We start from the raw sequence: 25,351 nt of genomic DNA on the forward strand, positions 1-25,351 counted from the left end.
CCCGTCAGTGCGGCGACGCATCGTTTCGTCCGACGCGCACCCCTCGACACGGCAACCCTAACGCCACCTTCAGGGGTTACCACGGAGGAACCGACGCGACACGCCGCGCAGCCACCGAGAAAGATCACCACCACGCGCCGACGTCACCCACCGTGACGCCAACGCGGAACCGAAGCCGCTCAGCCCGCGAAATCCTCCGGACGCACCTGCTCCAAGAACTCGCGGAACTTCTCCACCTCATCCTCCTGCTCATCGGGGATAACGATCCCCGCCTCGCTGAGGACCTGCTCCGCACAACGAATCGGCGCACCGACGCGCAACGCCAACGCGATCGAATCGCTCGGCCGCGCCGACACCCGCACCCCATCGCCGATCAGGAGATCCGCGTAGAACACGTTCTCCTTCAGCTCGGTGATCTCCACCGCCTGCAACGGCGCCTGCAACGCCGCCAACACATCCCGCAAAAGATCATGCGTCAACGGACGGGCCGGCTTGACCCCCTGCTGCTCATAAGCGATAGCCGTGGCCTCGACCGCGCCGATCCAGATCGGCAGATAGCGGTCGCCCTCGACCTCCCTGAGCAGGACGATCGGCTGGTTGCTGGGCAGCTCCACCCGAACTCCGACCACGCTCAGCTCGCGCACCGCCGCCTCCGTGTCGTTGTCACCTACGCCGCACCGCGCCCTTCCCTGCACGGTACACGGACCGCAACACGGTCGTCCGATGCGCTACAGCACCACGCCCGCGCCAGAGAGGGGTTACCCCGGCAAGCCTACGGCACGCTTCGCAGAAGAGATCTTTCCGCTCCACCGCCACCTGCCGGGCACCCTCACCGACCCAACGTCGACCGCAGCCCCACCCGCACCAACGCCGCGTGCAACTGCTCCGACAACGCCACCAACTCCCGCGCCGTCTCCGCCGCCCGCGCCCGCGCCGCCGGATCACTCTGCCGCGCCAACGGCGCCACCAACTGCGCGAACAACCCGACCTCACGATCGGCCGCACTCCGGTAACCCCGCAGGTGCCGCGGCTCCAACCCGTACGCCGCCAAACCCGCCACCGCCGACGCGATGATCAACGCATCCGCGTCGTACCACCCCGGCGGATCCGACACCAGCACACCGAGCCGCTCCAACTCCACAAGCGTCGACTCGTCGATCCCACTGCGGGCCACCAGCTCAGCCCGGCCGAGCCGCACCTGCGACGACTCGGCCGGCTCCGCCGACTCCCGACCCGGCACCTCACCATCGGGCCCCACCGCGACCAACGCCGGCCGTGACCGCTCCGGCTGCTCGCCGGACGAATCCCACTGCGCCAACTGCTCACGGATCACCCGCAACGGCAGGTACCGGTCCCGCTGCGCGGTCAGCACGAACCGCAACCGCGCCACATCGTCCCAGCTGTACTTCCGGTAACCCGCCGCCGTCCGCTGCGGCTCCACCAGCCCCTCGGCCTCGAGGAACCGCAGCTTCGAAATCGTCGTGTCCGGGAAATCCACCCGCAACTGCCCCAGCACCTCACCGATGCTCATCAGCGGCTGGGACCGGGCCGCCCCGGGTGGCGTGGAGGCCGCAGGCTCGTTCACCCCCGGCCGGCCTCCTCCTCCGGGCGCGGACCGGCGATGAACACCACCCGGAACTTACCGATCTGTACCTCGTCACCATTGCTCAACGTGGCCGCCTCGACCCGCTCACGATTCACGTACGTGCCGTTGAGGCTACCCACGTCCCGCACCGTGAACGTCCCACCATCACGGTGGAACTCCGCGTGCCGGCGCGACACCGTCACATCGTCGAGGAAGATGTCACTGTCCGGGTGCCGGCCACTGGTCGTCACATCGTGGTCCAACAGGAACCGGGCACCCGCATTCGGGCCGCGACGAACCACCAGCAACGCCATACCCGGCGGCAACGAACCGGACATCCGGCTCGGCACCACATCGGTGTCCGGCCCTTCCAGCACTTCGTCGAGCGAGCCGAGATTGAGCGTCGAGGTGACGTCGAGTGGGGGGAACTCGTCGTCTGGGCGCGTCATGGGACCACCTCACGGATCTGTTCGGTCGGCGTCGGGTAATGGCGGGTCTGGCCGCCGGGCGCTCGTCCACCCGGCGGCTGGCTCCCCGTGCCCGGGAAGGCAATTCCACAACGCTCAACTAATGGGTTCTTCTCGGTCGACTGGGCGAGCCTAGCCAGCGCCGAAATGCAGGGCAACCGGACGCGCGCAGACATCCCGCACACCGGATCAAGCACACTCAGCCTTCGGTGATCTTCTGGTACGCGCCCGCCGTCAGCAACCCGTCCGTCGCCGTCGGATCGTTCGGCGTGATCTCCACCAGCCAACCCGCACCGTACGGATCCGTGTTGATCAGCTCAGGAGTGTCACCCAGCGCGTCGTTACGCGCCGCCACCGTGCCCGCAACCGGCGCGTAGATCTCCGACACACTCTTGGTCGACTCGATCTCACCCAGCGAGTCACCGACCGCGACGGCCGCACCCACCTCCGGCAACTGCACGTACACGATGTCACCCAACGCGTCCTGCGCGAAGTGCGTAATGCCGACCCGGACCGAGCCGGTACCGTCACCCGCCACCCACTCATGCTCGGCGGTGTATCGCAGATCCTCGGGAATCACCAGACGCGTCCTTCATCCATCGGTGCCCCGGACCACCCGGGCCCGGCGCGGCCGCGCCGGTCAGGAGACCGGACGGGCGTGTTCCTACTTGGTCGGCACGTGCAGCGCCGAAACCTCGGCAACCTCACGCTCCCCAAACGTCACGTTACCGCCGTCACCCCGGACCGACGCGACCACCCCACCAGGAATGTTCAACGCCGTACGCATCGTCGCCGGATCACCGATCACCGTGATGGTGAACGGACCCGTCAACCGACGCCCCTCCACCACCAACGACCCGTTGTCCCCATCAAGGAAGTACGTCGATGCGATCACCCGCACCGTCTCCCGGTCACCACCGGAGATCTGCATCGCCTCCGCGCCCGCGCCCCGCAACTCCTGCACCGCGTCCAACACCCGGTCCGCAGTGATCGGCTTGATCCCGTTGCTGGAGAACTGCACAGTCAACCCCGGACCCACCGCCGGCAACGTACCCGCCAGAATCCCCAGCTCGTCCGCCCGACGAGTCGCCTCGTCCAACGCCGCCTGCCGACCCTGCGCACCCGAGGCCAACTGCCGCTGACTGTCCTCCAACGCCCGAATGTCCTGCTGGAGACGGTTCTCGCGCGCATCCAGATCCGACAGGATCCGCACCAGGTCCTCCTGACGCGTCGCCCCCAACGTCGGATCCGTCGACGTCGTCCTCAACTGCACGACGAGCGTGAACCCCAGCAACGCCAACAACGCCGCGATCATCACCCCGGCCGCGCTGAACCGCGACCGCACCGACGCCGCGGGGGCCGACTCCACCACCGGCTCGTCCGCCGGCTCAGCCGGACGCGACATCGCGCTCAGGTCCACCGTCGCGCCGTCATCGACAGGGGCCACCCCGGGCTCCGCGTCCGGCGACTCCGGCTCCTCCGTCGGACCGTGCGGCGCCAACGGACTCAACTCGTCCGGGTCCGGCGCGTCCGGCCGCGGATCCGGCTCACCAGCCGGCCCACCCGGCCGCCCCGGCCCCGCCGGCTGCGGCCAACCCGTCCCCGTCTCCGCCTGCTCGTCGCTCATCGCTGTCAAACCTACGCCCGGAACAGGTGCCGACGGATCGCCGCCACATTCCCGAAGATCCGCACACCCAGAACGACCACCACACCTGTGGACAACTGCCCGCCCACCCCCAACTGATCCCCCAGATAGACGATCAGACCAGCCACCAGCACGTTCGAGATGAACGACACCACGAACTGCTTGTCGTCGAAGATGCGGTCCAACTTCGCCCGCACCCCACCGAACACCGCGTCCAACGCGGCGACCACCGCGATCGGCAGGTACGGCTGCAACGCCGCCGGCACCGTGGGATCAAGCCACACGCCCAGCACCACACCGGCGAGCAACGCCAGCACCGCGATCATCCGCCACCTCCGGAAGGACTAGCGGTCCCCGGCGAACCCGACGACCCAGGACTGCCGGACCGGACACCCGACCCAGAAGGGCTCGGACTGACCGACGGCTTGGCGTAGCGTAGCTGCGGCTCCGGAGCCGCCGGCAGGGTGAGGTCCTCCGCCTTGCGCACACCGAACGACAGGCCGGTCTTCTGCGCGACCTCCCGCATCACCGCCGCGTTCCGGCTGTCCTCGAACTTGCGCCGCATCGACCCCGGCCCGATCGCCGACACCTCGTACGGCCCCGTCACCGGCCGGAAATCCACCAGGATCGCCTCGCCCGCCGTCCGGATCGTCGACGTCGACGTCAACCGCTGCCCATTGATCGAGATCGCCTCCGCGCCGGCGCTCCACAACGCGTTCGCCACACCCTGCAGATCGCTGTACAGCACCTGCGACGGCCCCGCGCCCTTACCGGTCACCGCATCCGCGTTGCCCGGCGCGTCCGCCAGGCGCACCACCACACCGTCACCCCGCACCCGGCCGAGCCCGGTGACCGCCTCCAGGTCCCGCAGACGGGCCGCGGTCGACCCGCTCAACGCCGCGTCCCGCTGGCGGCTGACCTCCTCGCGCAGCTGGTCCGCGCGCGCCGACAACCGGTCGGTCTGGCCCTCCCGCTCCTTGATCTGCGCCACCAACCCGGAGCGGGCCTGGGCACGCCCCGGCTCGTCCGCCATCGTCTGGCGGTACGCCACCGCGAACAGGAAGCCCAGCACCACCACCACGACCAGACTGACCGACCGCGCCGGCCAACCCGGGGACGCGTCGTCCTGCGACGACGCCGCCCGCCGGCACGCGGCCGCCGCGTCCGCGTACCCCGGATCCAGGGGGTTGCGGAACAGCTCGGTGAGGAAGTCCGGGGCGTACACCCGATCCGTGCGGGGACGCTCCGGCGGCGTCGCGCTCACGTGGCCGCTCCCGGGCCGCGCGCCGCGCGCACCAGCCGCGCCGCCTGCACCACGTACATGGCGCCAGCCACCCAGTAGAGCACCAGCCCCCACCAGGCCAGCCCCCAGCCGATCGCGGCCGTCGCCGTCGCCGCCGCACTCCACTCGGTGGCCAGCAACAGCACCGGGAACGCCGCGAGCAGCAGGAACGTGGCGGTCTTGCCCACGTAGTGCACCGGCGGCGGCCCGTACCCGTAGCGGCGCAACACCGCCAGCGAGCCGAGCAACAGCGCCTCCCGGGCCAGCAGCGCCGCCGTGAACTGCCACGGCACCACCTCCCGGGCCGTGAAGGCGAGCAGCGTGGCGAGGATGTAGAGCCGGTCGGCGAGGGGATCGAGCAGCTCTCCGAGCCGGCTCACCTGACGCAGCCGGCGCGCGATCCAACCGTCGACCCAGTCGGTGGTGCCGCCGATGGCCAGCACCACCACCGCCGCCACGTCCGCGCGGGCCACCAGGAACAGATAGAGGAACAGGGGTACGCCCAGCAGGCGCCCGAAGCTGATCAGGTTGGGCAGGGTGAGCACCTGGTCGCCGGGAGCCTGGTCACCGGTGTCCCGCGGATGCTCTGCCCGAGCCGGCCGACGCGACACCGAACCTCCTCCACCGCACGCCCCGACGCCAGACCGTGAACGGGCGCGGCGGAGGTCGTACGCGCTGTCGGGCCGGCAACCGCCGGCTCCCCTGCGGCCCCGGGATGGGACCTCTGCCCTGATGCGGCCCGTGATCTCGATGATCACGGGCCGGCTGAGTGCGCTGCCACTATATCGGGCTCCCCCGCGCTCCTCGGTCGCCGCCGCGTGCCGTTGGTGCGGCTGTGCCGCACTGTGGCGTGGATCACGACGTCTAAGGCGTCCTAGGATACTAGTGGAAGGAGCGTGGCGGTTCAGGCCGTCTGAACCGCCTGATCGCTCTGCTGCTCCGGCACCGTCTGCGTCGCCGCGCGACCGAAGGCGAGCAACGACAGCAACAGATCGTGCTGCATCCGCGGGGGCATCCTGTCCAGCACTGCCTGCACCGCGCGCTGGCGCCGCTCCGCCAGCTCCCGCAGCAGGGTCAGGGCGGCGGCGGTCGGCACCAACCGCACCTCCCGCCGGTCGCGCGGGTCGGCCACCCGGCGCAACAGACCGGTCGCCTCCAGCCGGTCGCAGAGACGGCTGGCCGAGGAGGGCACCACGTCCAGCAACTCCGCGAGGCCGTTGACGTTGGTCTCCTGCCGGCCGCTGATCAGCATCAGCACCCGCAGCTGCGTCGGTGGCACCTGATGCCGCGACGCCGCCGAGTCGAGCACGGCGATCAGCGTTTCGGCGGCCGCGTCGATCGCCGAGGCGAGATCCCCAGGTCGCTCCACCCGATGTCCCCTGCCGTCGTCGCGCTGGTGCCCGCCCGGCGCGGCGGCGGCGACCCTCATCCGCCGTCCCGCTCACGCGGACCATGCCAGTCGAGGCAGACGACGACGGCGTCGTCGCGCAAATCGGAATCCGCGTGGTAGGCGTGTAGTTCGCGCATCACCGTACCAACCGCCTCGGTCGCCGGCTGCAACCGTGTGGCCCGTAGGGATCGGGCCATCATCCGCTGCCCGTACGGCTCCCGCCCCGCCGGCTCGGCCGCCCACACCCCGTCGCTGACGACGAAGACCCGGTCACCCGGCGCGAGCGTGAACTCCTGCAGCTCGTAGCGGGTCTCGGCGAACATGCCCAACGGCAGTTGCTGCTCCAGCTTCACCGGCTCGACGGTCGCGCCACGCATCCGCAGCAGGTGCGGCGAACCGGCGTCGACCGCGCGCACCCGCCCGGTGCGGATGTCCAGCTCGAGCAGCAGCGTGGCCACGTGCCGACGCCCCCGGTGCTGGTAGTAGACCGTGTCCGAGGCCAGCTCCGCCTGCTCCACGAGGCCACCGCCGGAGCGGCGGGCGTTGCGCATCGCGTTCACCGTGACCGCCGTCAGCAGCGACGCGGCCAGGCCGGTGCCCTCGCCGTTGAGCACCGTCAGGGTGAGCCGGTCACCGTCCAACGACCAGTCGAAGTGGTCCCCGCCGACGGTGTACGCCGGTTCCAACTGCCCGGCCAGGTGAAAGGCGCGGTGCGACACGCTGCGACCGGGCAGCAGGTCCCACTGCATCTCGGCGGCCATGCTGAGCCGCTCGCGGCGACGGGCCCGGCGATAGCGGTCGGTCTCGCGGTCCGCTGCCCGCATCGCCACCGCCAGGTCGCCGGCGATGTCGGTGGCGTGGCCGGTGACCGCCGGGCCCGGGACGGTCGGCAGCTCGATGAGCAGCACACCCAGCCGCTCCCCCCACACCGTCAGCGGCAGGTAGAGCCGGCACGCGCCGTCGTCCAGCCCGTCGCGCACCGGCTGCTGGCTGGAGAAGCAGCGCTGCGCCACGGTGTGCCGGGCCAGGGCTCCGGCCGCAGGCAGGTCGGGATCCAGCACCGGCCAGAGACCGCTGATCCGGTAGTCGGCGACGAACACGTCGGTGCGCAACGCGCCCAACGCCGACCGGATCGCCCGGTCCGCCGCTTCCGCCAGCTGGTCGGGCGCGGCCTCGCGCAGCGCGCGCGACACCCCGTCCGGCGCGTCCACCATGGTTGGTCGTCCCTCCAGAAACTTGCTACAGGGCAAGCATCATACGGACGCCCCCGGACAACCGGTCGTCGCGGGTCAGTCGGCGCCCCGTGTCGCCAGCACGCCGTGAAAGGCGTCCGGCACGTCGGCGGGCGGGCCGGCGGGCCGCCACCGGTGGACCGGGACGATCCCGTCCGCCGTCGGCGTCCACCTACCGAGCAGCGGGGCGAACGCCGCCGGGGGACGCATCCGGAACGCCGGCCCCATCATCGCCAGCGCCTGCGGGTGGGCGGCCAACTCCTCGGTGTCGAAGTCCACGGCCAGCAGGCTCCCCGGCGCCGCTGCGGCGTACAGCTCGTCGAGGGTGCGCGTGAGCGTGGCGTCGTCGAGGAACGCGGCGAGCCCGAGGAAGACCACCCCCACCGGCCGCCGCCCCCACCCCGGGACGAATCGGTGCAGCTGGGCCGGGTCGACAGTGCCGATGTCCGTGGCGTCGCCGTAGCCGTAGCCCGCCCGGTCGCTGTCGGCGAGGATCCGCTGCCCCAGCCGGATGGTGACCGGGTCGACGTCGGTGTAGAGCACGGTGGCCTCGGCGGCGACCTCGTGCACGTTGCCCATCGTCGGCACGCCCGCGCCGAACACCAGGAACCCGTCCACGCCCTGCTCGGCCATCGCCCGCACCGCCCGGCCGAGGAACGCCCGCAGCTCCCGAAAGACCGGCGCGCACGGCCCGTACGCCTGCTCGAAGGCGCCCGCCGCGGCCACGTCGACGTCGAAGTGGTGCTCCCCGCCGAGCCAGAAGTCGATCATGCGGGCGGTGCTCGGCTCGTCCGGTTCACCCATCGACGACGCTCCTCCCCGTCCGGTCGCCGCCAGCGTACCGACCCGGGCCCGACCGGCGGTATCGCTCCGCCGCGCCGCCACGCCCGCGATACTGGCCCGGCGGGAGGTGACACGGGTGAACTCGGCGGACAGCGCGGCGGTGGTGGTCGGCGTGGACGGCTCGGAGTCGTCCCTGCGCGCGGTGCGCCTGGCCGCCGCCGAGGCCGTCCGCCGGCACCGACCGCTGCGGGTCGTGCACGGGTTCATCTGGCCGCTGCTGCACGTGCCGGTCTCCCCCGCTCCCGACGCGCCGCCCGGCGCCGGACTGCGCCACCGGGCCGAGGAACTGGTGGCCGCCGCGGTGGCCGAGGCCGAGGCGACCACACCCGGGCTCACGGTCTCCGGTGAGATCATCGACGGCGAGGCCTCCGCCGTGCTGGTGGGTGAGTCCCCCACCGCCGCGCTCATCGTGCTCGGCGACCGCGGGCTGGGCGGCTTCTCCGCGCTGGTCGTCGGCTCGGTGGCGGTGCAGGTCTGCGCGTACGCCGACTGCCCGGTGCTCGTCGCCCGCGGCGACCAACGCCCCGACGAGCCGGTGCTGGTGGCGATGGACGGCTCGGCGGCGTCCCGGCTCGCCGCCGACTTCGCCGCCGAGACCGCCGTGGCGCGCGGCGTGCCGCTGCGCGCGGTGCACGCCTACCGGCACCCCGGCAGCAGCGGCCCCGGTGACATGCAACCCCTGGTGTACGACGAGGCGCAGCTGCACGCTGAGCAGGAGCGGATGCTCACCGGCTGGCTGGACGGGCTGACCGACCGCCACCCGGGGCTGCGGCTGACCTGGCGGGCGACGCACGGGCGCACCGGCGCGGTGCTCGCCGAGGCGTCCCGTTCCGCCCAACTGATGGTCGTCGGGGGGCAGGGGCGCGGCGAGGTGACCGGCCTGCTGCTGGGGTCGGTGAGTCAGTCGGTGCTGCACCACGCCCGGTGCCCGGTCGCCGTGGTGCGCGGCCCCCGCTGACCCCCGGGGTTGGCCCGCCGCGAGACGGGTAGACGGCCGCGGTACGCCAACGGCGACGAAGGAGGCAGCAGATGCCAGGACCACGGCCGGGCAGCAACGCGTACGACAAGCAGCGGGCGCGGTTGCGCAACGCGATCGACGACTCCGGACGACGGGTGCCCGACGGCAAGGCCAACCAGGTAGCGAACCGGATCCTGCAGGAGGATCGCGGCCAACGGGGCGTCGTACGCGGCGAGCGCACCTACGGACCCAAGAGTGAACGCGAACCGGGCGATCCGAAGTGAGGGGGGTCGACCTGGCCGACGGCGCCATCGCGGGCGCCGTCGGCACCACCGCGCTCAACGTGGTCGGCTACCTGGACATCGCCCTGCGGGCACGAGCGGCGAGCAGCACACCGGAGCAGACAGTCGACCGGCTGGCCGGCATCGCGCACGTGGACCTGGGGTCGGGGCCCCGGGCGGCGAACCGCCGCTCGGGGCTCGGGGCCCTGATCGGCTACGGGCTGGGCATCGCCGCCGGCGTGGCGTTCGCGCTCTACGCCGGTGGGCGCCGCCAGCCACTGCCGATGGCCACCGGCGTGCTCGGCGCCGGGGTCATGACGATGACCGACGGGTCCATCACCGTGCTGGGGATCAGCGATCCGCGCACCTGGGGGCGCTCCGACTGGATCTCCGACATCGTCCCGCACCTGGCGTACGGACTGACGGCCGCCGCCACCTGGAACAGGTTGCGGCGGCCGTCAGGTCACGCTCGTTAGGCCCGGGTGTCGCTGTCGTCCTCGGCGACCGGCTCACCCGCCGGGCCGTACGGCGACACCTGGCCCTTGGGCACCGGTCGACCCTGGTCACCCCGCGAGGTACCACGGTTGGCCGGGTGCCCGCCCGGGGCGGGGCCCTTGTTGTCCTGGCTGGTCCCACCGAGTGCGTTGCGCCGGAACTCCTGCTGCTGCGGGTTCGTCACGAGGTGTCTCCCCTCCGGGTACGGCAGACGGCATCGACCGCCTCCACCGTGCGCATACCCGCCCCGCCCGAGGGCATTCCGGCCCCGGTCACACGTGGGAGGGCTAGCCGGTCGCGGGGTGGGTACGCACGAGGTGTGGGTGACGATGAAGCGGTGGTGCGGGTCCTGTTGGACCGGCGCAGCCACACGTACGCCGAGGAGGCCGGTATCCGGCTCTCCGACCGCCCCGGCCCGCTGTACCAGCTGCTGGTGCTGGCCACCCTGCTGAGCACCCGGATCCGGGCGTGCGTGGCTGTCGACGCCGCGCGGGAGCTGTTCGCGGCCGGCTACCGCACACCGCAGGCGATGGAGGCGGCGAGCTGGCAGCAGCGGGTCGACGCGCTGGGCCGCGGACACTACCGCCGCTACGACGAGCGCACCGCCACCATGCTCGGCACCGGCGCCCGGCTGTGCCTGGACCGCTGGCACGGCGACCTGCGGCGCCTGCACCGGGACGCCCAGGGTGACCCGGCCGGGCTGCGCCGACGGCTCACCGAGTTTCCCGGCATCGGGCCCACCGGCGCCGACATCTACCTGCGCGAGGCCCAGACGGTGTGGTCCGACCTGCGCCCGTACGCCGACCGTCGGGCCCTCGCCGGCGCGAAGCGGCTGGGCCTGCCGGGCTCACCGGACCGGTTGGCCTCGCTGGTCGACGAACCGGACTTCGGTCGGCTCGCCTCGGCGCTGGTGCGGGTGGCGCTCGGCGAGGAGTCCGCCGGCGAGGTCACCCGCGTCGCCGCCGGGTGAGGCGCTCACTTGACTGTCTTGTCGCCCGGCCGGGTCAGGTGCCACACGCCGAGCGCGGCGAGCAGCGCCAGGACGATGACCCCGCCGGAGAGGCCGCGGCCCTCCTCGGGGCTGCGGCCCGCGCTGCCGAAGTAGATCACCGCGAGACCGGCGAGCACGGTGACGAACGTACGCAACCCTCGGTCCTTCACGTACCGCACGCTAGGCGAGGAGCATCCGCTGGGCGGCTTTTCGTGGGTCTTGTCCCTCTTCTGGGCGACGCGCTCACGTTTCGGTGACGAAGCCGAGCAGCCGCACCCGCCGCACCGCCCGGTCGGCGACCTCCACCACCTCGATGGTCAGGCCCGGCAACCGCACCGTCTCGCCCGGCTCACCCGGCAGGTGCCCCAACCGCGCCAGCACCAGCCCCGCCACGGTCGTGTACTCCCGCGACAGCGGGAAGCTCAGTCGCACCCCCAGATCGGGCAGGTCGTGCAGGGGAAAGTCACCGGGCACCAGCAGCGACCCGTCCGGCTCCCGGGCCACGTCCCGCACGTCGCGGTCGGTCTCGTCGTACAACTCGCCGACGACCTCGGCCAGCAGGTCCTCCAGCGTGACGATGCCGTCGATGCCGCCGTGCTCGTCGACGACGAGGGCCAGTTGCTGGTGTTCCTGGCGCAAGCGGCGCAACGCGTCGGCCACCGGCAGGGTGACCGGCAGCAGCAACGGCGACCGGACCCGCTCCCCCACCGTCCCGGTGCCGGCCCGCACCAGATCGCGGATGTGCACCACGCCGGTCACCTCGTCCAGACCGCCGGGGCCGGTCACCGGGGCGCGGGACCGGCCCGCGGCGGCCAGCAGGCGTACCCCCTCGTCGGCGGCCAGGTCGGTCGGCAGCGTCGTCACGTCCCGGCGGGCCACCAGGATCTCCCGCAGCGTCCGGCCGGCGATGTCGAACGCGCCGGTCAGGATCTCCCGCTGCTGCGCCGACAGGCCACGCTGACTGACCAGCATCTCCCGCAACTCCTCCTCGGTCATCTCCTCCCGGCTGGCCCGGGGGTTCCCGCCGGCGAGCCGGACCACCACGTCGGTGGCCGCGCTGAGCAGCCACACCGCCGGGCGGGACACCCGGGCGAGCAGGTCCAGCGGCCCGGCGCTGAGCAACGCCCACCGCTCGGCCCGCTGCATGGCGAGGCGTTTGGGCGCCAACTCGCCCAGCACCAACGTGACGAAGGTCAGCGCCACGGTCACCAGCAGCACCGCGGCCGGTCGGGCCGCCGCGCCGAGGAAACCCAACGGGCCGACCAACGGCTGGGCGAGCGACACCGCCGCGGCAGCCGAGGCGAGGAACCCGGCCAGGGTGATGCCGAGCTGGATGGTGGCCAGATAGCGGTTCGGGTCCCGGGAGAGCCGGACCAGCCGGTCACCGGCGCGGGTCCGCCGACCCAACCGGCGCAGCTGCCCCTCCCGCAGCGTCACCAGCGCCATCTCGCTGCCCGAGAGCGCGGCGTTGACCAGCACCAGCACGGCCACCAGCGCCAACTGCCCCAGCTGACCGCCCACCGCCCACCCCCGTTGACCGCCTCAGGTCACCTAACCGCAGCGCACCCGGCTCCGGGTCCCGTTTCCGGCCGGGGGCGCTCAGTCGACCTCCAGGTCGTCCAGCGAGATCGAGTGGGTCATCAACCACCGGGCCAGCGCCGACATGCCGAACAGCCACAGCGGCACCGACTCGGTGGGGCCGTTGGTCGCGTAGATGGCAAACCGTAGATCCGGCGCGCGGTACGCCTCGATCCGCCACTGGTGCTGCCGGTCCCGCCAGATGGCCGAAGGGTCCATGGCGTCACCGTAGGTGACCGCCGACGGTCGGGGGGCCGGTTAGCCCGGCACCACCGAGCCGCCGAACAGAGCACGCGCCACCGACACCAACAGGACGATGCCGACCCCGGCGAGCAGCAGCCAACCGGCGCCGCGCCACCCCGAGCCGCGAACGGCCGGCGGCACCGGCGGCGGTCGCCAGATCTCACGGTACGACCAGGCCAGCACGCCCACCCCGAACGGCAGGAGTCCGATCCAGTACCAGAACCACCGGTTGCCGACCAGCGGCGGGGCGCCAACGGCCAGCCGGACCAGCCACAGCAGGGTCACCGCGCCAGCGAGCAGCCCGGCGGCGTCGGCGAGCCGGTGCGCGACAGCGCCGGCCGACTGCCACGGACCCGCCGACGCGGCCAGTCTCGCGTCCAACCCGGTGGGTCGATCCGTCGACTGCGACCCGGTGGGCTCCGCCTGCTCCTCGGGCGGCTCGACGAAGGCGTACCGGACGTGGCCGTTCGGCACGCTCCAGGCGATCATCGCGCCCTGCGGGTCGTACCGCGGCTGCGGTCGGCTGCCCCAGTACGCGTCGTCGTCGGCCCAGCCCGACGCCCGTTGGAAGGTCACCACCCGGCCCGCCGCCAGATCCCGGTCGAGCTGGCCCGCCGTCGCCTCGCGGGGCGCCACCCACCATGCCAGCGCAGCCCACAGCACCCACAGCAGCGGCAACCCCCAGCGCAGCGCGATCGAAACGACACCACGCCACCGGTCACCAAACGGCCGCGAGACGGACGGGGACGCGGACAGCTCGGCCATCGCTCCACCCTGGCAGCCCGCCGCAATCCCGGCCGCCCCCGACCATCGCGGGTGGCGCGCTCAGGTGACGACGACCCGGGCGTCGTCGGGCAGGCGGCGGGTGGCGCCGCGACGATCCAGCAACTCCAGCAGCGGCACCGCCACCCGGCGAGTGGTGTCCAACGCCTGCCGGGCCGCCGAAAGGGTGAACGGCTGCGGCAACGCGGCCAGCACGGTGACCGCCGCGTCCAGCGCATCGGGCAGCAGCACCACGGTGTCGGCCAGCCGCAGCAGCGCGCCGGCGCGCACCGCCGCACCGATCTCCCGCGGGCCCAGGCCCAGGTCGACGAGGCGGTCCGCCTCGGGGGCGCGAAACGGCCGGTCGGCGTACTCGGCGCGGACCCGCTGCACGGCCCGGGCCACCGGCTCCGGCAGGGTGTCGACGGCGGCCGTGCCGATCCGCCCCGCGTGGACCCGCAGCGGCGGGCGGATCAGCGCCTCGACCAGCGCCCGGTCGGGCAGGGCGAGGCGTTGACGCAACGCGTCCACCGGCATGCCGGGCTCCAACGGGTGCTCCCGGGCGTACCGGCCGACCTCGTCGGTGAGCTGCTCGCCGAGCCGCCGCCAGTGCGCGGGGTCGGCCAGCCAGTCACCGGCCACCGGTGTGGCCTGCACCGGCACACCCATCCGCCGCAGCGCGCCGGCCCGCACCAGCCGACGGCGGCGCAGCTCACCGGCCAGGTCGGGTCGACCGTCGAGGTCGGCCAGAACCGCCGCGCGGGCGGCAGCCGCGCCCCGGCGCGACAGCGGCGGAGGCGCCACGTCGAGGACCCGGACGCCACCAGCGACGTGGTGTCGGCCGGGATCCCGCAGCAATGCCCGGTCGCCGACCAGCAGCGGCAACGGGCGGGCCAGCCGCAGCCGGACGGTGTCCGCGCCGAGTGGCCGTACCCGCACCGGCACCGCCGCCGACCCCACGTGCAGGGTGAGTGTGGCGGGCAGGTCGGCGGCCGGGTCGCCGGTGAGCCGTACGTCGATGACGTCGGTGTGGTGGAACCGGCCCGGGGTGAGCAGCGCGTCGCCGCGGCCGAGCCGGTCACGGGGCGTACCACGCAGGTTGACCGCCACCCGGGCCACGGCCGCCGCCTCCGGACGGGCCTCGCCGAGGGAGTGCAGGCCCCGAATCCGGACCGGTTCGTCGGCCCCGGCCAGCTCCAACTCGTCGCCGACGCGCAACCGGCCCGCGCCCAGCGTGCCGGTGACGACCGTGCCGCTGCCCCGGACGGTGAAGCTGCGGTCCACCCAGAGGCGCACCGGCGCGTCCACTGTGGGGGCGGGCAGCCGGGCGGTGAGCCGGTCCAGCGCGGCGCGCAGCTCCGGCAGGCCGGCGCCGGTCAACCCGCTGACCGCCACCGTCTCCACCGCGCCGAGGCTGCTCGCCGCGATCTCGGCGCGGGCCCGCTCCGCCGCCGGCGCGGGGTCGGCCAGGTCCGCGCGGGTCACCACCAGCAGGCCGTACCCGACGCCGAGCGCGTCGAGCGCGGCCAGGTGCTCCGCGGACTGCGGCATCCACCCCTCGTCGGCGGCGACCACGAGCAGCGCGGCCGGCACCGGGCCGACCCCCGCGAGCATGTTCGGCACGAACCGCTCGTGCCCGGGCACGTCGACGAAGGCGATGGTCGCGCCGGACGGCAGCGTCGTCCAGGCGAAACCCAGGTCGATGGTCATGCCCCGGCGGCGTTCCTCGGCCCACCGGTCGGGTTCCATCCCGGTGAGCGCCCGGACCAGTGTCGACTTGCCGTGGTCGACGTGCCCGGCGGTGGCGACGACGAACATGATCAGTCGTCCCCTCCGACGCGCAGCACGGCCGCCAGGACGGCCTCGTCGGCGTCGGCTGGCACACAGCGCAGGTCGAGCAGGAGCCGGCCCCGCACCACCCGGCCGAGCACCGGCTGCTCGCCGGTGCGCAGCGGCACGGCGTACCGCTCGGGCAGGCTCAGCGCCCACGAGTCCAGCTCGACGCCGGGGGCGCCGCCGCCGCCGACCACGGCGACGGCCGGGACGACCTCCGCCTTGCACCCGTCGGCGCCGAGCCGGTCCCGCAGCAGCCTCACCCGGCGGCGCAGGGCGGCCGGGTCGGCGTGCAGCGCGGTCCGCGTCGGCGTGTCCGGGCGGTGCAGGGTGGCGGCCAGCGCGGCCAGGGTCAGCTTGTCCACCCGCAGCGCCCGGGCCAGCGGGTGGCGGCGCAGCCGTTCGACAAGCGTGGCGTCGCCGAGCAGCAGCCCGGCCTGGGGGCCGCCGAGCAGCTTGTCGCCGCTCGCGGTGACCAGTGCCGCGCCGGCGCGCAGGGTGCCGGCCGCGTCCGGCTCGTCGGGCAGCAGCGGATCCGGCGCGAGCAGCCCGGAGCCGATGTCGGCTACCACCGGCACGTCGAGCGTGGCCAGGTGGCGCACCGGTGTGGCCGAGGTGAAGCCGGTGATCTGGAAGTTCGACGGGTGCACCTTGAGCACGAAGCCGGTCTGCGGGCCGACGGCCGCGGCGTAGTCGTCGAGCGTGGTGCGGTTGGTGGTGCCCACCTCGCGCAGGCGGGCGCCGGTGCTCTCCAGCAGGTCCGGCAGGCGGAAGCCGTCGCCGATCTCGACCAGCTCGCCCCGGCTGACCACGATTTCCCGACCGGCGGCCAGCGCGGTGGCGGCCAGCACCAGCGCGGCGGCGCCGTTGTTGACCACGTGCACGGCGGCGGCGTCCGGCACGGCGGCGGCCAGCGCGTCCATCGCGTCCCGGCCGCGGCGCGCGCGTCGTCCCGTGCGCAGGTCCAGCTCGACGTCGGTGTGTCCGGCGGCCGCCACGACCGCGGCGACTGCGGTCGGTGACAGCGGCGCCCGACCCAGGTTGGTGTGCAGCACGACGCCTGTGGCGTTGAGCACCGTACGCGGACCGGGGGCGGGCAACCCGGCGACCACGGCGTCGGGGACCTCGTCGGGCTCGATCTCGCCACGACGGGCCCGCTCCTGCGCCTGGACGACGGCGGCCTTGACCCGGTCCCGGCCGAGGGTCGCGACGGCCTCCGCCAGCCGCGGGTCGGCGAGCAGCGTGTCGGTGCGGGGCACCCGGCGTCGCGGGTCCACGCTGCCGTCGCGCATCGCTCACTCCTGCCGCCGTTGGCGGAGACGGACGGGAATCGAACCCGCCTGGCCCGGGTCCCGGACCACACCGGTTTTGAAGACCGGGAGGGGCACCAGCCGCCTGAACGCCTCCGTCGGACATTCGATCACAACGCCGAAGCGGCCGCTCAGTCAGCCGCCGGATCCACCCCGGTCCGTCGAGCGTTCACCCGCTCGCGTTGCGGCACCACCGTGTAGCGGGGGTCGCGCGCCGACGCGACGCCACCGTAGAAGATGCCGAACCGGGTGGCCACCGACGCGGCCAGCAACGCCACCCCGGACAGCGCGCCCGCCGCGCGGCTGCGCCGGCCGAGCAGCGCCCCGGCCACCCCGGCGGCGGTCAGCAGCCGACCGGCGCGCAGCAGCCGACCGGGTCGCCCCGACCGGTAGGGCTCGCTGAGCAGCCCCAGGCGGGTCTCCACCCGGTGCGCGCCGTACAGCTCCAGGGCCGCGCCGGCCACCGCCATCCGGCGGGCCGGCCCCGCCTGCGCGGGTGGCGCGGCGAGCAGACCCACGCCGGCGCCGCTGGCCAGCGCGCTGCCCGCGAAGATGACCGGCAACTCGGGGTACGCCTCATGCCACGACGGCACCGCCGTGTCGGCGAGCAGCACCCCGGTGTACGTGGCCAGCGCCGGCGCGGTGGCGGCGGCGACGAGCCCGGCGGCGTGCCCGACCGGCGGCAGTGCCCGGCCAGCCACGCCGAGCAGCCCGCGGCGGGGCAGCAGGCCGGCGCCCTCGGCGATCGCGGCGACCCCGGCGGCCGGTCCGAACGCGGTGAGGATCCAGGTGCCCACCGACATCGGCGAGGTCGGTTTCGCCACCCGCAGCATGTGGTGGAACCGCTGCGGCCGGCCCAGGTCGCGGATCAGGAAGACGGCGCTGGCGCTGACGGCGCCCAGCGCGGTGACCCGACCGGCGCGGCGCAGCACCGGCCGGCCGGTGAGCTGCCCTCCCGCGGCGAGCAGCGACGAGCCGGCGGCCAGCCCGCCGGTGAACAGGTACGCGGCGATGTCCCACTTCCAGACCGGCGCCTTGAGGATGGGCCGACCGTAGTAGGACGTGAACTCGGCCTCCGGAACCCGCAGCTCCTCGCCGCCGCCGCGACCGCGCCGCCGACCCGACCGCCGGGCCGGGTCGGCACCGGACGATCGCGCGACGGCGTCACCGCCGGACTGCCGTGCGGCCGTCTCGTCGCGGGCGTCGGTGAACCGGCGGAACCGATCGCCCACCGGCTGTCGCTCCGGGCTCACGAGGATCCTCCGACGACGAACGCGGCGACGGTCGCCGCCGTCATGGCCAGCGCGGCGAGGCCGGCGCGTTTCCACATGGCCGGCAGATCCCGCGTCGTCACCACCGGATCCGGCGGCAACCCGTACACCTCCGGCTCATCCAACAACAGAAAGAACGCACCATCACCACCGACACCGTCGTTCGGATCCTCCCCGTACAACCGCGCCTCAGGCACACCCCGCTCATGCAACGTCGCCACCCGCGCCGCCGCCCGCTCCCGCAACTCCTCCAGAGGCCCGTACTGAATCGACTCCGTCGGACACGCCTGCGCACACGCCGGCGTCATCCCCGCACCCAACCGGTCATAACACAACGTGCACTTCCACGCCCGACCATCACCCTTGCGCTGATCGATCACCCCGTACGGGCACGCCGAAATGCAGTACCCACACCCATTACAGATGTCCTCCTGCACCACCACCGTCCCGAACTCCGTCCGGAACAACGAGCCCGTCGGACACACATCCAAACAAGCCGCATGCGTGCAGTGCTTACACACATCCGACATCATCAACCACCGAAAATCCGACCGCTGCTCCACACCGGTACCCCGCCCCGGCGGCTGCCCACCCGGCATCCCCAGGAACTGCGGGCCCGCGCCGTCGTCGGGGGCGTCGCGCGTGACGGTGAGGTGCGGGCCGGGTGCGGCGGCCGGGTCGCCGAGCACGTCGAGCCGGCCGCCGGGGGCCGGCCCTGCGGTGGTCGGGGTGCCGGTGACCATGCGTGCGGCGGCCGACGGGGAGCCGGGCGGCAGGCCGGGGTCGGTGCCGGTCGGGCCGCCGGTGCCGGCGGCGACCGCCGCCGACGCCGCGCTGACCGTCGCGCCGGTCGGCGTGCCCGCGAACGCCGCGCCGCCGTGCCCTGCCGGACGCGGCTGCTCGATGAACGCGACGTGCCGCCACGAGTTCGCGGTCAACGCCCCCGTGTTGTCGTACGACATGCCCAACAGATCCAGGCCACTGCCCGGAACACCGTTCCACTCCTTGCAGGCCACCTCGCACGCCTTGCACCCGATACACACACTCGTGTCGGTGAAGAACCCCATCCGCGGCGGCGCATCCACATAACCGGCGTCCGGCGCCGGGTCCAGCGGCCCGTAGAGGCTGTTCGGGTCAGGAGCCATCGCGCCCCTCCACGTCCTGGTCGGTGGTGACGGCCGGCGCGTGTCCGCCCGGTGTGATGCCGGCCCGCCGCTGGTAGTCGGCGACCAGGTCGAGCAACGCCGTCCCGGTGGGACGGCGGCCCGACCGGACGTCACAGGTGCCGATCTTGCTCTCCTGGATGAGGACGTTGGGGTCGAGGGTGATGCCGAACAGGTCGTTGGCCGAGTCGCCGGTGACCAGGCCCTCGTAACCGAAGTGGTACGGCAGCCACACCTGGTGGATGATCCGACCGTCCACCCGCAGCGGCGTGAGCCGGTCGGTCACCAGCACCTTCGCCTCGATCACCGCGCGCCCGCTGATCAGGTGCGCCCACCCCAGGTGCGCCAACCCGGTCTCGGCGGCCAACTCGGGTGACACCTCGACGAACATCTCCGGCTGCAACTCCGCGAGGGGGCGTACCGTGCGGCTCATCCCACCGGCGGTGTGGTGCTCGGTGAGCCGGCTGACCGTGAACACGTACGGGAAGACCTGGCTGTGGTCCTCGGGTGGGCTCGGGTTGACCGAGTTCACCGGGTGCGCGTACGACTTGCGGGTCGGGTTGGCCTGCTGCCGGTAGAGCGGGTTGCGCACCGGCGACTCCACCGGCTCGTAATGGGTCGGCAGCGGCCCGTCCAGCACACCGCTGGGCGCGTACAGCCAGCCCTTGCCGTCGCCCTGCATGACGAACGGGTCGTCGCCGGCGATCCCCTCCGGCCCGGACGCGCCGGCCGGCGGCCGGTACGACGGCGGCTTGGTCTTTTCGAAGTCCGGCACGTCGTAGCCGGTCCACTCGGCCTTCTCCGCGTCCCACCACACGTAGCGCTTGCGCTCACTCCACGGGTTGCCGTCCGGGTCGGCGGAGGCACGGTTGTAGAGGATGCGGCGGTTCGCCGGCCAGGCCCAGCCCCACTCGGCGGCCACCCAGTCCTGCTCGTGTCGGGACTTGCGGCGGGCGGCCTGGTTGACGCCGTCGGCGTACACGCCGGTGTAGATCCAGCAGCCGATCGCTGTGGAGCCGTCCGCGCGGGCCTCGGCGAAACTGGACAGCGGACGGCCGGTCGACACGTCGTACCCGTTGATCTCGCGCAGCACCGCCTCGGCGCTCGGCTCTGCGTGCGGACCGTGCGTGGGGTAGTCCCAGGTGAGGTCGAGCAGCGCCCGGTCGCGCGGCAGCGTCGAGTCGGCCAGCTTCTCGCGCAGCTTGCGGCCGAGGTGGTAGAAGAACCACAGCTCGGAGCGGGCGTCGCCGGGCGGCTCGACCGCCTTCTCCCGCCACTGCAACAACCGCTGCGTCTGGGTGAACGAGCCCTCCTTCTCCACGTGCGAGGCGGCGGGCAGGAAGAACACCTCGGTACGGCACTCCTCGGGCACGATCTCGCCGGTGGCCACCTCGGGACCGTTCTGCCAGAAGGTCGCGCTCTCGATCATGAACAGGTCGCGGACGACAAGCCAGTCCAGGTTGGCCATGCCCAGGCGCTGCGCCCGGCCGTGCGCCGAGCCGACCGCCGGGTTCTGCCCGAGCAGGAAGTACCCCTTGATCTTCCCGTCGATCATGTTCAACACCTGCTGGTAGGTGCCGTGATCGCCGGTCAGTCGGGGCAGGTAGCCGTAGCAGTAGTCGTTCTCCGGTGTCGCCGCGTCACCCCAGTACGCCTTGAGCAGGCTGGCCGCGAACGATCGGGCGTTGCCCCAGAAGCCCTTCTGGCCCGGGTGCCGGATGCTCTCCACCCACTCGTCGAACGTGGGGTGCTCGGCGTGGTGCGGCATCGGCAGATAGCCGGGCAGCAGGTTGAACAGCGTCGGGATGTCCGTCGAACCCTGGATGCTGGCGTGACCGCGCAGGGCCATCACCCCGCCGCCCGGGCGGCCCATGTTGCCCAGCAGCAGCTGGATGATCGCCCCGGTACGGATGTACTGCACGCCCACGCTGTGCTGCGTCCACCCCACCGAGTAGATCAGCATGCCAGTGCGGTCCCGGCCGGAGTTGGCGGTCCACGCCTGGGCCAGTTCGAGGAACTTCTCCTGCGGAATGCCGCAGACCCGCTCCACCATCTCCGGGGTGTAGCGGGAGAAGTGTCGCTTGAGGATCTGGTAGACGCAGCGGGGGTGTTGCAACGTCTCGTCCCGCTGGGTCTGCCCGCCGACCTGCGCGCCGTGCGACTCGTGCGCCAACCCCGCGGCGTTGTCGCGCTCCTGGGCGGTGTGCCCGCTGCCGGAGGAGTCCTCGTGGCCCTCGTACTGCCAGCTGTCCTGCACGTAGCTGCCGGTCTCGGGGTCGAAGCCGGAGAAGAAGCCGTCGCCGTCCTCGGTGTCGCTGAACCGCTCGCTGACGATCGTCGCCGCGTTGGTGTAGGCGAGCACGTACTCGCGGAAGTCCAGCTCGTTGTCCAGGATGTAGCGCACCACGCCGCCGAGCAGGGCGATGTCCGTGCCGGCCCGGATCGGCAGGTACGCGTCGGCCACCGCGCTGGTCCGGGTGAACCGCGGGTCCACGTGGAAGACCTTCGCGCCCCGGCGCTTGGCCTCCATCACCCACTGGAAACCCACCGGGTGCGCCTCAGCCATGTTCGAGCCCTGGATGACGATGACGTCAGCGTTGGCGATGTCCTGCTGGAAATCCGTCGCACCGCCACGACCGAAGCTGGCCCCCAGACCGGGGACGGTGGCGGAGTGTCAAATACGGGCCTGGTTCTCGATCTGCAAGGCCCCCATCGCGGTGAACAACTTCTTGATGAGGTAGTTCTCCTCGTTGTCCAGCGTCGCCCCGCCCAGACTGGAGATCCCCAACGTCCGGTTGAGCGGCCGGCCCTGCTCGTCGACGTCCTCCCAGGTCTGCTCGCGGGCGGCGAGGACACGGTCGGCGATCATGTCGAGCGCGGTGTCGAGGTCCAGGTCCTCCCACTGCGTCGAGTACGGCCGCCGGTAGCGGACCGTCGTCTGCCGCAGCGGACTGGTCACCAGGCTCTTGCTCGCCGAACCCTTCGGACACAACCGGCCCCGCGAGATCGGGCTGTCCGGATCGCCCTCGATCTGCGTGACCTGCCCGTCCTTGACGAACACCCGCTGGCCACAACCCACCGCACAGTACGGACACACCGAGCGGGCCACGCTGTCGGCGGTGTCGGTGCGGGCGGTCAGGCCGGCCGAGCGCGCGGACTTGGCGGCGGCGCCCCGGCCCAACGGGTCCGTGCCGGTGAGCTGCCGATACACCGGCCAACCCTCGATGAACGTCCGCAGACCCATCTCCGACACCCCCTCCCACGCGAGCGACCTCACGAACATAGGTCAGATGAGGACTCTTCGCTAATCGGGGAGGGGGCGTCGTGGCATCGTCACTCGGCGCGCAGGCTCCATCTCAGCGCGGGGATCATCACGGCCGCGGGAACGAGGTGCAGTCCAACAAGGGCGGTGACGGTGGCGGCGGTGCCCCCGCAGAGCAGGGGCGCAACCAACGAGATCGCGGTCAGCGACACCGCCGTCCACACCCACCGCGCGGCGGGACGCGTGCTCCAGAGCAGCAGAGCGGCGGCGATGACGATGCCCACGACCGAGAAGACGCCGGTCACCACGGCGAACCCGGGTATCGGGATCGTCTCGCCACCGGCGGGGACCGCGAAGTCGACGCCGGCGGCCCGGGCGAGCGCGGCGACGACTGTCGTGGCCAGCATCGCCGCGAGCGTGGCGAGGAGCCCCACACCGGCGAGCCCGCGCAGTCGGTGAACACGGCTGGTCCGGCCCGACGCCGGGGCCGCGGCGGTCACCGGGCACCGTCCGCCGGCAGGCGCTGCGGCAACCCGAGCCGCGGGAACTGGTCGTCGTGGAAGATGACGATCTCGGCGACCGCGCCGCCGGTGACCCGCAGGACGTCGATGGTCAACGGCAGGTACGCGCCCTCGGACTCCCGCCACAGGTAGAAGGCGATGGCGGGCTGCCGGTTCACGGCCGTCAGGACGCCGCGCAGGCGTCCCAGGTCGGCGAAGCCATCCTGGAGCCAGTCGTTCAGCACCGCGTCGCGGCCGACGTGGACGCCGGGTGTGGGCGGCATCGAGCAGCGCACGTCGTCGCGCAGCATCGCGGCGAGCGCGTCGATGTCCTTGGCCACGCTCGCGTCGGTGAACCGGCGTACCAGCTCGCGCGTCCCGACGTCCTCCGCACCGCCGGTCCAGTCCTGCCGCTCGGCGGGCAGGTGCTCGCGCATGCCGGCGCGGGCCCGTTGCAGCGCGCTGTTCACCGAGTTGACGGAATCCCCGAGCAGCTCCGCGACGTCCTTGGCCGGCCAGCCCAGCACGTCCCGCAGGATCAACACGGCCCGTGGGCGCGGCGCGAGGTGCTGGACCGCCACCAGGTACGCCAGCTCGATCGTCTCCCGCGCGACGGCAACGGCCTCCGGCTCGTCCGCGTCACCCGCCGGCAGTTCGTCGAGCAGCCGGTCCGGGTACGGCTGCAACCACCGCACCTCGCCACCTGTCGCAGGCTCGGGACGGCGTCGGGCGAGCAGGTCCAGGCAGGCGTTCGTGGCGATCCGGTACAGCCAGGCCCGGAACGACGACCGCCCCGCGAAGGTCTCCCGCCGCCGCCACGCGCGAAGCAACGTCTCCTGAACGGTGTCCTCGGCATCCTCGAACGACCCGAGCATCCGGTAGCAGTGCACGTGCAGCTCCCGCCGGTGCCGACCCGCCAGTCCGGCGAAGGCCGACTCGTCGACCCCGTCCAGACCGCCCTCGCCCACCTGCTCGTCCGTGTGCGCACTCGTCACGTCATGCTCCCGTCTCGTCGTGTCCCGTCGCAGGTATGACGGGTGCGGGCCCGACAACTCATCACCGGGTCGGACGATTACTTCGGACGACGCCGGGAAGCGGCCACCCTAGCCCTGCGGAACCGGACGAGCTGGCACGTGTCCGGCAGCTTCCGCGAGCCACGCCGGGCGGGCGCCGAGGCCCGGGGAAGGTCGCTTGAGCGACACCGGGTCCGGCGGGCGTTACCCTGACAGCATGCAGGCCGTCTCGCCCACCGCGACCGGCGTGGCCTTCCTGGCCCGCCCGGGTCGTCCGGCCGTCGTGGCGCGCACCCTCACCGAGCTCACCGGCCCCACCCGCGGCGTGGTCGAGCTGCCGGTGCGGTTGATGTGGAACGCCGAGCGCACCTTCGACCTCGGCGACCCCGACCAGCTGCTCTGGATGTACGAGAATGTGCTGCGTGAGACCGCCAGCGCCGACGACCTGCGCGTCCTGATCAACGGGCGGACACTGCGCCGGGTGTGGCGGCTGCTCAACCTGCCCCGGGGCGTCCGCCTCGCCTGGGAGAGCCGGCACCGCGGCCTGCGCGCGGCGTGATCGCACCCCATCTGCACGAGTTCTACCGGGAGGTGGCCCGGGTGGCGCTGACCGCCGCCGGGCCGTACCGGTTCGTGCTCGGTGGCGGGGTGGCCTGGGCCGCGCACGGCCTGGTCGCCCGGCCGACCGAGGACGTGGACCTCTTCGCCGACGTCGAGGGCGCCGCAGCGGCGGCCACCGCAGGGGTGCGCGGGGCGCTGGAGCGGGCCGGGTTCACCGTCACCGACGCCGACCCGGACAGCGAGCTCGCCGATCTGTTCGACGGGTACGGCCAGGACATGAAGGACTTCGTGGTGAGCCGCGACGGGCGGGAGATCCGGCTCAGCCTGGCCCGGCTGGACCGGCAGCAGAGCCCGGTCGTGATGGACCTCGGCCCGGTGATGGACGTGCGCGACCTGGTCGCCAACAAGATCGCGGCCCTGGTCAACCGGCGGGAGGTCCGCGACTTCATCGACGTGGCGGCGGCGCTGGAGCACTACGACGTGACGCAGCTGCTGGTGCTCGCCCGGCAGGTCGACCCCGCCCTGGACCCGGCCGACGTGCGGGCCGCCGGCCGCTACCTGGACCGGCTGTCCGACAAACGGTTCGGCCGCTACGGCCTGGGCGCCGACGACGTCGCGCGGGTGCGCCACCGCTTCGCCACCTGGCCTCGCTGAGCACGAACACGCACCGCCGGGTGGCCGCCACG

29 protein-coding genes and 1 tRNA gene are annotated in these 25,351 nt (G+C 72.9%); 6 read left to right on the forward strand and 24 right to left on the reverse strand.

Annotated features, from left to right (window positions below; translation table 11 throughout):
• Positions 1-179 precede the first annotated feature (179 nt).
• The 11 genes from AB0B39_RS28550 to AB0B39_RS28600 all read right to left on the reverse strand — a co-directional run bounded on the left by AB0B39_RS28550 (position 180) and on the right by AB0B39_RS28600 (position 8,405).
• Positions 180-644, reverse strand: coding sequence for a bifunctional nuclease family protein (locus AB0B39_RS28550; RefSeq protein WP_007460347.1), 465 nt, complete (start codon positions 642-644; stop codon positions 180-182).
• A 185-nt stretch (positions 645-829) separates the two neighbouring features.
• Positions 830-1,531, reverse strand: coding sequence for a MerR family transcriptional regulator (locus tag AB0B39_RS28555; protein WP_234586290.1), 702 nt, complete (start codon positions 1,529-1,531; stop codon positions 830-832).
• Positions 1,532-1,581: 50 nt separating this feature from the next.
• Positions 1,582-2,034, reverse strand: coding sequence for an FHA domain-containing protein (locus AB0B39_RS28560; protein WP_007071101.1), 453 nt, complete (start codon positions 2,032-2,034; stop codon positions 1,582-1,584).
• A gap of 217 nt (positions 2,035-2,251) precedes the next feature.
• Positions 2,252-2,632: a glycine cleavage system protein GcvH gene (gene gcvH, locus AB0B39_RS28565; RefSeq protein WP_234586125.1), complete on the reverse strand. Its 381-nt coding sequence runs from the start codon at positions 2,630-2,632 to the stop codon at positions 2,252-2,254.
• Between the two features lie 84 nt (positions 2,633-2,716).
• Entirely contained in the window at positions 2,717-3,679 is a 963-nt protein-coding gene (locus AB0B39_RS28570; RefSeq protein WP_357490546.1) for a DUF881 domain-containing protein, read from the reverse strand.
• A gap of 11 nt (positions 3,680-3,690) precedes the next feature.
• Complete coding sequence (locus tag AB0B39_RS28575) at positions 3,691-4,023, reverse strand: small basic family protein (protein ID WP_007460356.1); 333 nt, start codon at positions 4,021-4,023, stop codon at positions 3,691-3,693.
• Positions 4,020-4,961 (reverse strand): DUF881 domain-containing protein, encoded by a 942-nt coding sequence (locus tag AB0B39_RS28580; RefSeq protein ID WP_357575860.1) that lies wholly within the window; start codon positions 4,959-4,961, stop codon positions 4,020-4,022. Before AB0B39_RS28580 ends, AB0B39_RS28575 begins: the two co-directional genes overlap by 4 nt.
• Positions 4,958-5,590 (reverse strand): CDP-alcohol phosphatidyltransferase family protein, encoded by a 633-nt coding sequence (locus tag AB0B39_RS28585; protein WP_234586119.1) that lies wholly within the window; start codon positions 5,588-5,590, stop codon positions 4,958-4,960. The genes AB0B39_RS28580 and AB0B39_RS28585 overlap by 4 nt, the downstream gene beginning before the upstream one ends.
• A gap of 293 nt (positions 5,591-5,883) precedes the next feature.
• Entirely contained in the window at positions 5,884-6,348 is a 465-nt protein-coding gene (locus AB0B39_RS28590) for a MarR family transcriptional regulator (protein WP_357490632.1), read from the reverse strand.
• Positions 6,349-6,404: 56 nt separating this feature from the next.
• The gene (locus AB0B39_RS28595) at positions 6,405-7,583 is read right to left on the reverse strand and encodes a PP2C family protein-serine/threonine phosphatase (protein ID WP_234586117.1); all 1,179 of its coding nucleotides are present in this window, start codon (positions 7,581-7,583) and stop codon (positions 6,405-6,407) included.
• Between the two features lie 75 nt (positions 7,584-7,658).
• Positions 7,659-8,405: an SAM-dependent methyltransferase gene (locus AB0B39_RS28600; RefSeq protein ID WP_357575861.1), complete on the reverse strand. Its 747-nt coding sequence runs from the start codon at positions 8,403-8,405 to the stop codon at positions 7,659-7,661.
• A gap of 115 nt (positions 8,406-8,520) precedes the next feature.
• Between AB0B39_RS28600 and AB0B39_RS28605 the strand changes: the two genes are divergently transcribed.
• The 3 genes from AB0B39_RS28605 (at position 8,521) to AB0B39_RS28615 (ending at position 10,159) form a co-directional block, all read left to right on the forward strand.
• On the forward strand, positions 8,521-9,402 hold the full coding sequence (locus AB0B39_RS28605; RefSeq protein WP_357575862.1) for a universal stress protein: 882 nt from the start codon (positions 8,521-8,523) through the stop codon (positions 9,400-9,402).
• Between the two features lie 71 nt (positions 9,403-9,473).
• On the forward strand, positions 9,474-9,686 hold the full coding sequence (locus AB0B39_RS28610) for a phosphatidylethanolamine-binding protein (RefSeq protein ID WP_088948250.1): 213 nt from the start codon (positions 9,474-9,476) through the stop codon (positions 9,684-9,686).
• Complete coding sequence (locus AB0B39_RS28615; protein ID WP_234586111.1) at positions 9,683-10,159, forward strand: hypothetical protein; 477 nt, start codon at positions 9,683-9,685, stop codon at positions 10,157-10,159. Before AB0B39_RS28610 ends, AB0B39_RS28615 begins: the two co-directional genes overlap by 4 nt.
• Here the strand turns inward: AB0B39_RS28615 and AB0B39_RS28620 are convergent.
• Positions 10,156-10,362 carry a hypothetical protein gene (locus tag AB0B39_RS28620; protein WP_234586106.1) on the reverse strand — a complete coding sequence of 69 codons (207 nt, stop codon included), beginning with the start codon at positions 10,360-10,362 and terminating at the stop codon, positions 10,156-10,158. The two genes, AB0B39_RS28615 and AB0B39_RS28620, sit on opposite strands and share 4 nt — an antisense overlap.
• Before the next feature lie 135 nt (positions 10,363-10,497).
• Here AB0B39_RS28620 and AB0B39_RS28625 point away from each other — a divergent pair, with 135 nt between their 5' ends.
• Positions 10,498-11,148 (forward strand): hypothetical protein, encoded by a 651-nt coding sequence (locus tag AB0B39_RS28625; protein WP_357575863.1) that lies wholly within the window; start codon positions 10,498-10,500, stop codon positions 11,146-11,148.
• Between the two features lie 5 nt (positions 11,149-11,153).
• On the opposite strand, the gene AB0B39_RS28630 is transcribed toward AB0B39_RS28625, so the two are convergent.
• The 12 genes from AB0B39_RS28630 to AB0B39_RS28685 all read right to left on the reverse strand — a co-directional run bounded on the left by AB0B39_RS28630 (position 11,154) and on the right by AB0B39_RS28685 (position 24,086).
• Positions 11,154-11,339, reverse strand: coding sequence for a hypothetical protein (locus AB0B39_RS28630; protein ID WP_234586346.1), 186 nt, complete (start codon positions 11,337-11,339; stop codon positions 11,154-11,156).
• A 73-nt stretch (positions 11,340-11,412) separates the two neighbouring features.
• The gene (locus AB0B39_RS28635) at positions 11,413-12,690 is read right to left on the reverse strand and encodes a hemolysin family protein (RefSeq protein WP_357575864.1); all 1,278 of its coding nucleotides are present in this window, start codon (positions 12,688-12,690) and stop codon (positions 11,413-11,415) included.
• Positions 12,691-12,768: 78 nt separating this feature from the next.
• A complete protein-coding gene (locus AB0B39_RS28640) occupies positions 12,769-12,966 on the reverse strand; it encodes a hypothetical protein (RefSeq protein ID WP_234586099.1) in 198 nt (65 codons plus the stop codon).
• A 39-nt stretch (positions 12,967-13,005) separates the two neighbouring features.
• Positions 13,006-13,755 (reverse strand): hypothetical protein, encoded by a 750-nt coding sequence (locus tag AB0B39_RS28645; RefSeq protein ID WP_357575865.1) that lies wholly within the window; start codon positions 13,753-13,755, stop codon positions 13,006-13,008.
• Between the two features lie 60 nt (positions 13,756-13,815).
• Positions 13,816-15,570, reverse strand: a complete 1,755-nt coding sequence (gene selB / locus AB0B39_RS28650) for a selenocysteine-specific translation elongation factor (protein WP_357490563.1) — start codon at positions 15,568-15,570, stop codon at positions 13,816-13,818.
• 2 nt (positions 15,571-15,572) lie between these two features.
• A complete protein-coding gene (gene selA / locus AB0B39_RS28655) occupies positions 15,573-16,877 on the reverse strand; it encodes an L-seryl-tRNA(Sec) selenium transferase (RefSeq protein ID WP_357575866.1) in 1,305 nt (434 codons plus the stop codon).
• A gap of 19 nt (positions 16,878-16,896) precedes the next feature.
• Positions 16,897-16,992 (reverse strand) — tRNA-Sec (locus tag AB0B39_RS28660).
• A 34-nt stretch (positions 16,993-17,026) separates the two neighbouring features.
• Positions 17,027-18,148, reverse strand: coding sequence for an NrfD/PsrC family molybdoenzyme membrane anchor subunit (gene nrfD / locus AB0B39_RS28665; protein WP_357575867.1), 1,122 nt, complete (start codon positions 18,146-18,148; stop codon positions 17,027-17,029).
• On the reverse strand, positions 18,145-19,311 hold the full coding sequence (locus AB0B39_RS28670) for a 4Fe-4S dicluster domain-containing protein (RefSeq protein WP_357575868.1): 1,167 nt from the start codon (positions 19,309-19,311) through the stop codon (positions 18,145-18,147). The genes nrfD and AB0B39_RS28670 overlap by 4 nt, the downstream gene beginning before the upstream one ends.
• Positions 19,301-22,573, reverse strand: a complete 3,273-nt coding sequence (fdh, locus tag AB0B39_RS28675) for a formate dehydrogenase (RefSeq protein ID WP_357575869.1) — start codon at positions 22,571-22,573, stop codon at positions 19,301-19,303. Before fdh ends, AB0B39_RS28670 begins: the two co-directional genes overlap by 11 nt.
• Positions 22,574-22,662: 89 nt before the next feature.
• The gene (locus tag AB0B39_RS28680; protein ID WP_357575870.1) at positions 22,663-23,091 is read right to left on the reverse strand and encodes a DUF6069 family protein; all 429 of its coding nucleotides are present in this window, start codon (positions 23,089-23,091) and stop codon (positions 22,663-22,665) included.
• Positions 23,088-24,086 carry an RNA polymerase subunit sigma-70 gene (locus tag AB0B39_RS28685; RefSeq protein WP_357499117.1) on the reverse strand — a complete coding sequence of 333 codons (999 nt, stop codon included), beginning with the start codon at positions 24,084-24,086 and terminating at the stop codon, positions 23,088-23,090. Before AB0B39_RS28685 ends, AB0B39_RS28680 begins: the two co-directional genes overlap by 4 nt.
• 235 nt (positions 24,087-24,321) lie before the next feature.
• Between AB0B39_RS28685 and AB0B39_RS28690 the strand changes: the two genes are divergently transcribed.
• Both AB0B39_RS28690 and AB0B39_RS28695 read left to right on the forward strand, forming a co-directional pair.
• Entirely contained in the window at positions 24,322-24,663 is a 342-nt protein-coding gene (locus AB0B39_RS28690; RefSeq protein WP_234591437.1) for a hypothetical protein, read from the forward strand.
• Complete coding sequence (locus tag AB0B39_RS28695) at positions 24,660-25,319, forward strand: nucleotidyl transferase AbiEii/AbiGii toxin family protein (protein WP_357499114.1); 660 nt, start codon at positions 24,660-24,662, stop codon at positions 25,317-25,319. The genes AB0B39_RS28690 and AB0B39_RS28695 overlap by 4 nt, the downstream gene beginning before the upstream one ends.
• Positions 25,320-25,351: the final 32 nt, after the last annotated feature.

It is taken from the genome of Micromonospora sp. NPDC049114 (assembly GCF_040648635.1).
In the GTDB taxonomy this organism is placed as follows: Bacteria; Actinomycetota; Actinomycetes; order Mycobacteriales; family Micromonosporaceae; genus Micromonospora.